The sequence below is a fragment of the Neobacillus drentensis genome, from assembly GCF_036965245.1.
Taxonomy (GTDB): domain Bacteria; phylum Bacillota; class Bacilli; order Bacillales; family Cytobacillaceae; genus Neobacillus; species Neobacillus drentensis_G.
In genome coordinates, this window is sequence record NZ_JBALPG010000121.1 from 23,126 (window position 1) to 29,419 (window position 6,294).

At 43.1% G+C, this 6,294-nt stretch carries 6 protein-coding genes; all 6 read left to right on the forward strand.

Annotated elements, in window-relative coordinates; all coding sequences use genetic code 11:
* The first annotated feature begins 2 nt into the window (after positions 1-2).
* Positions 3-1,373: a cobyrinate a,c-diamide synthase gene (locus V7150_RS20995; protein WP_335522155.1), complete on the forward strand. Its 1,371-nt coding sequence runs from the start codon at positions 3-5 to the stop codon at positions 1,371-1,373.
* Positions 1,366-2,883, forward strand: coding sequence for a cobyric acid synthase (locus tag V7150_RS21000; protein WP_335522157.1), 1,518 nt, complete (start codon positions 1,366-1,368; stop codon positions 2,881-2,883). Before V7150_RS20995 ends, V7150_RS21000 begins: the two co-directional genes overlap by 8 nt.
* Before the next feature lie 26 nt (positions 2,884-2,909).
* Entirely contained in the window at positions 2,910-3,671 is a 762-nt protein-coding gene (gene cobA / locus V7150_RS21005; protein WP_335522165.1) for a uroporphyrinogen-III C-methyltransferase, read from the forward strand.
* A 24-nt stretch (positions 3,672-3,695) separates the two neighbouring features.
* Positions 3,696-4,265 carry a nitroreductase family protein gene (locus V7150_RS21010; RefSeq protein ID WP_335522159.1) on the forward strand — a complete coding sequence of 190 codons (570 nt, stop codon included), beginning with the start codon at positions 3,696-3,698 and terminating at the stop codon, positions 4,263-4,265.
* Between the two features lie 15 nt (positions 4,266-4,280).
* Positions 4,281-4,838: a cob(I)yrinic acid a,c-diamide adenosyltransferase gene (cobO, locus tag V7150_RS21015; RefSeq protein ID WP_335522161.1), complete on the forward strand. Its 558-nt coding sequence runs from the start codon at positions 4,281-4,283 to the stop codon at positions 4,836-4,838.
* 81 nt (positions 4,839-4,919) lie between these two features.
* On the forward strand, positions 4,920-5,612 hold the full coding sequence (locus V7150_RS21020) for a GHMP family kinase ATP-binding protein (RefSeq protein WP_335522163.1): 693 nt from the start codon (positions 4,920-4,922) through the stop codon (positions 5,610-5,612).
* Positions 5,613-6,294 lie beyond the last annotated feature (682 nt).

The following is a 6,294-nucleotide window of genomic DNA, read 5'->3' on the forward strand; positions in this document are numbered from 1 at the left end:
GAATGTCAAGTCGGAGACTTGTAATAGCAGGAACGGGAAGCGGTGTTGGAAAAACAACCTTGACGATCGGGCTGATGTCGGCGCTTATGAAAAAAGGATACACCGTTCAGGGATTTAAATGCGGTCCGGATTATATTGACCCGACCTACCATACAGCCGTTACCGGCAGAATATCGAGAAACCTTGATAGCTGGATGCTAAACAAAGAGTTGGTCAAAGAGATTGTCATCCGCGGGAGTGATGGCGCGGATATTTCCATCATCGAAGGCGTCATGGGATTTTTTGACGGAAAAAATCCACTGAACAATACAGGTTCCACAGCTGAAATCAGTCTTATTACGGAAAGCCCGGTGGTACTCGTGGTCAATTGTGCCAGCATGGCCCGGAGCGCAGCCGCCATCGTAAAGGGATTTCAAGAGTTTCTCAAGGATGTTAATATTGTCGGCGTTATCGCCAACCGGGTTGGGAGCGAAGGACATTTTAAAATTGTCCAAACTGCGATTGAACAAGAGTGCGGCATTCCCGTCCTTGGGTATTTGAAAAGAAACGAGGAACTGACGATTCCGGAACGGCATTTAGGGTTGATTCCCTCTGTTGAACGGGGCGAATTAGATCCGTTTTTTGACCAACTAGGAGAATTTGTCCTCGGAACCATCAATGTTGATTCTTTATATGAGCTGGCAAAAGCGTCAACCCTCAAGGTAAATGAATCGCAGTTTAAGAGAAGGGAACGGCCAGTCGTACGAATGGCTGTGGCAAGAGATGCAGCCTTTAACTTTTATTATAAGGAAAATCTGGAAATGCTGGAAGCTGCCGGATCCGAGTTGGTCGAGTTTTCTCCTTTAAAGGGCGAAAATTTGCCAGAACGTGTGGATGGCTTATATATTGGCGGGGGCTTTCCGGAAGAATTTGCCCATGAGCTGGCCGAAAATAAAGAGGTAAAAAATTCGATTCGATCGGCGATTGAAAAAGGGCTGCCAACCTTGGCGGAATGCGGCGGGTTTATGTATTTAACGGAATCTCTTGAAACATCCGATGGAAAAAACTACAAAATGGTCGGCATTATTCCTGGTAAGGTGAAAATGCAGCTAAAACTCGCTGCCTTAGGATATCGTGAAATCACAGCAGAGGAAGGGAATTTCTTGTTAGAGGGAGATTTGAGAGCAAGAGGCCATGAATTCCATTATTCTACCTTTCATCCAGGAACAGAATTTCAGCCTGCCTACCAAACAAAAGGAATGCGGGGCTATAAACAAGAGGGTTATCGAAATGGAAATTTAATCGCTGGTTATACCCATTTTCATTTTGGTTCGTGCCCTGAATTGGTCGAAAATTGGATCAAGAAATGTAAGGAGTACAAAGAAAATGGCTAAGGCTCTTCCGCTTATGTTTCAAGGTACCAATTCGGATGTCGGCAAAAGTGTTGTCGTGACGGCCTTTTGCCGTATTTTCGCCCAGGACGGACATAAAACAGTTCCCTTTAAATCACAAAATATGGCGTTAAACTCCTACATCACAGTGGACGGGAAAGAAATTGGAAGAGCCCAGGGGGTCCAGGCCGAAGCGGCAGGAATTCAGGCGACAACTGATATGAATCCGATTTTGCTAAAGCCGAACCGAGATAACCAATCACAAATTGTGGTTCATGGTAAGCCGTACAAAAACATGGAAGCCGGTGCTTATCGAAGAGAATTCTTTCAAACAGGACTAAAGCTTATTCAAGAATCGCTTTCCGTTTTATCAGAAAATTATGAACGGATTGTCATTGAAGGAGCAGGGAGTCCGGCCGAGATTAATTTGAATGACAGGGAAATCGTCAATATGCGGGTAGCAAGAATGGCAGGTGCTCCTGTGATATTGATTGGGGATATCGAAAAAGGGGGAGTTTTTGCCAGTTTAGTAGGAACCCTTCAGCTTATGGAGCCTGAGGACCGTGCCCGTGTCATTGGCGTCATCGTTAATAAATTCCGCGGCGATATTCGGCTCCTGGAACCCGGATTAACATGGTTTGAGGAATATACAGGTAAACCAGTCCTCGGTGTGATTCCTTATTTAAAGAATTTAAATATCGATGCCGAGGATTCAGTTATTTTAAATCAATATACATCAGTACAAAATACCGAAAAAGAACTCGATATTGCGGTTGTTCAGTATCCTAAAATTTCTAATTTCACTGATGTGGATCCTTTTTTTGCCGAAACTGATTGCCATGTTCGGTTTATTTCAAGAGCGGATCAATTACACAATCCAGATTTAGTGATTCTTCCAGGAACTAAGAATACCATTGAGGATTTGCTCTTTTTAAGAAAAAGTGGAATAGCCGAGAAAATCGTGGAATTACAGAAAAAGAACCAATCCGTGCTATTTGGGATCTGCGGCGGCTATCAAATGCTCGGCGAAAAAATCGAGGACCCGTTTGCAATCGAATCACTACATCATAAAATCGAAGGTCTTTGCTTACTGCCTATCCGTACGACCATTACAAAAGACAAAACGACCGAATTATCAAAAGGGCTTTTAAGTCTTTACGGTAAACATTTTAACGTGTCCGGTTATGAGATTCATATGGGAGAAACCAAAAAGACCAGAGAATCCCTGGGGCTCATTGATACACAAGGCCGATCAGATGGCTGTAAAACCGCAGATGAAAAAATCATTGGCACGTACTTTCACGGGATTTTTCATAATGATGAATTTCGTAAGGAGCTGCTGAATCAGATTCGCCAAGCAAAAGGCTTAGATCCGATTGATCAGCGTATATCCTTTAACCTTCTGCGTGAAGAAGCGTTTGATCTGTTAGCCGATCATGTAAGGGCGCACGTAAAACTTGATTTGATTGAACAAAAAATGAAGGAATTTCAAAAAAGGGGGATTACCCAATGAATGGTCTCAAAAAGGCGATTCTTCCCATGTCCATAGGAAAAGTGTATCTTGTCGGTGCTGGACCAGGAGATCCCAAGCTGATCACTGTTTATGGGGTGGAGTGCATCCAGCAGGCGGATGTGGTTTTATATGATCGTTTAGTGAATAATGAACTGCTAAAATACGCAAAACCAGAGGCAGAGTTGATTTTTTGCGGCAAACAGCCAGGGAAGCATCACATCATTCAGGAACAAATTCATGAGCTTTTAATCGAGAAAGCAACTGTAGGAAAAATCGTCACCAGATTAAAAGGGGGCGATCCATGTATCTTTGGCCGTGTAGGCGAAGAAGCGGAAATACTCGCAGCAAATGACATACCTTATGAAATCGTGCCGGGGATTACATCAGGGATCGCTGCACCAGCCTATGCTGGAATTCCCGTTACACACAGGGACTATGCTTCCTCCTTTGCCATTGTAACAGGCCATGGCCGGGAGGAAAAGGAACAAGATGATTTGAATTGGCCAGCTCTCGCACAAGGGATCGATACGATCGCCTTTTATATGGGGATTGGGAATTTAAACTATATATGTACTAGGTTAATAGAGAACGGTAAAAGCCCTGATACGAAAGCAGCAATTATTCAATGGGGGACAACCGCCCGGCAGAAGACAGTTACCGGCAGTTTAAAAAATATCGAAGAACGGACACTTCAAGCAGGCATCACCCATCCAGCGATTGTCCTTGTTGGCGACGTAGTTGGCATGCGGGAAAAATTAAACTGGTTTCAAGAAGAAGAAGTAAACTAGCAGTCGGAAGAGGGAGGGAGTAAAATGTCGATTATAGCGGAAATCAAAAATCGGAGAGCGATTCGTGATTATGCGGAGCGAGAGGTCGAAGACGAAAAAATTAAAACTCTATTAGAAGCAGCCACATGGGCTCCAAATGACCGGATGCGGCAGCCTTGGGGCTTCTATGTGATAAAAGGCGAAGCCAAAAAACGGTATGAGGCGTTGGCAAATGACTATTTGCAGGAGCGCTTTCCAACGAAACCCCATCTGATCGAAAGCTCCTTAAAGGTACTGAAAACGACACCGGTGCACATTGTCGTAACAGCCGACATTGTACCAGGGGATGAAGAGGCCTCTATCGATAATGAATATGCCGTCTGCTGCGCGATTCATTCGATGTGGCTTGCCGCAAAGGAATTAGGTTTAGGGCTGGTGTGGCGGACAAGAGGCGTAGGACTCGTTCGGGATATACGGATGTATGAATTTATCGGAGCACCTGTAAACAAGAAAATAATCGGAAACCTGTTTATAGGGTATCCTGATAATGAAGCCTTAAAAAAAGCCAAAGCGCCGGCACGGACATCATTTGAAGAAAAAACGGTCTGGCTGTAACGAGGAGTGAATGGGATGGAAGAATTGGCAGAAAACAAAGCCAAGCGGGGTCTTACGTTAGTTTATACCGGCGATGGAAAAGGAAAAACAACCGCTGCCCTAGGGCTCGCTATTCGCGCAGCCGGACGGGGGAAACGTGTGCTCATGATTCAATTTATTAAATCTCCCGAACGAACCTATGGGGAAAAAATCCCGTTCGAAAAATTAGGGATTGAAATCGTTCAAACGGGAGTGGGCTTTACCTGGACCAAAACACCGGAGGAACATAGGGAGGCCTTAAAATCAGCGTGGGCTTTTACGAAAGAAAAGGTGCTTTTTGGCGGTTATGATGTTGTGATTTTAGATGAATTGAATAATGCCCTGTCAATCGATAAATTTCCGATTGAGGATGTTCTTCCATTGGAGGAAGTCCTTGATTTGATCCAGCACCGCTCCAAGGGAATGCATCTTGTGATTACCGGACGGTCAGCAAAGGAGGAAATTATCGCATGCGCTGATTTAGTAACGGAAATGAAGCCTGTGAAGCATTATTATAATGAAGGAATTCCTGCCGTGAAGGGAATTGAGTTTTAATCCTACATTCAAAAGTATGGACACGGAGGCGATCTTCTGCATGGTTGAACTGGGATGGAATAGTTGGAGAGGAGATTAAAAATGAAACTTGGTAAAGGAAGCTGTCATGGAACGTTTGGAGAACTTGTACAAGGGGTCATCGGTGACCGCCCTTTTTTAATCACTCTGCCAATCCCAAGTTTAAGAAGCGAGGCTAGCTTTACCCCAGACCCGTCCATTTCCGAAATCAGAGTAGTAGATTCAAAGACAAAAGCCATAAGGGGAGGAGAATTGTTACTCAAACGATTTGACATAAAGGAAGGGGGACATCTTGAGATATACTCCAATATCCCAGCTGACAAGGGGCTTGCCAGCAGCTCCGCTGATATCACAGCCGCATTAAGAGCCATTTCTGACAGTTATTCTCTTCCTCTGACCAATGAAATGATTTCAACCATTGCCGCAAAGGTTGAGCCCACGGATGGGGTAATGTATGAGGGGATTGTGGCCTATGATTATTTTAACGGTAAGCTCCTGGAGAGCTTTGGGGACTTACCCCCTTTTATCCTCGTTGGGATCGACCTCGGAGGTACCATCGATACGATCGAATTTAATCAAGTTCAAAAAACGTATAGCCTAGAGGATCAAAAGCAATTTTTAGAAGCCTATTATCTGGTGAAAAGAGGCTGTAAGGAAAGAAATCTTGCTGATATTTGCAAGGCAGCTACGATAAGTGCGCAGGTGAACCAAAAAATATTGCCAAAGTCTGTTTTTCATCATAAAAAAAATAGCTGACACCTATCGGGGAGGAACGGTTGTTGCCCATAGTGGAACGGTCGCTGGAATTCTATTAGATCGTAATATCCCGAATTGTGATATGGTGGTATCAAATATATCACGGGAAATATCGATCCCTTTCATGAAATCGAATCTAAAACTTTTTCAATATGATAGCTATGAAAAAATACTAGTTTGATGAAATCATCTTATTTTTGACATAGAAGATTTCTATGCCTAGATTCAATAAAAAATTATTGGCTTCCCAAATTGAGAATGTTCGTGGGACGTCTCCAGTATAGCTGTTGCCGAAGTTATTCATAATGGGAGAAGTCTTTTCTACTGATTTCTCGGTGGACATTTTGTCGCCGGAATAAAAAGTACATGAAAAGCAATAGTTCATCCATACTATTTAAAAACGTAAATAAAATAAACACCACCATGGTCTACGCAGCTTATAATGCATCTACACTCTGAATTGGTAATAGATGGCGGTTATACTGCTAAATAATATTAACACAGAAAATAAAATTGGATATCCAAGCAATGCCAAAATGAAGAAAATACGATTCACGATTCTCCTGATCGAACAAATTCAAGCAATGCTTACCGGTGTTTAAAATAAAAAAGGGTAAAAAGAAGGGGCAACAGTCATTGTTGTCCTTTTTTATGAACAATAAAATAAGGTAAAATCTATCAC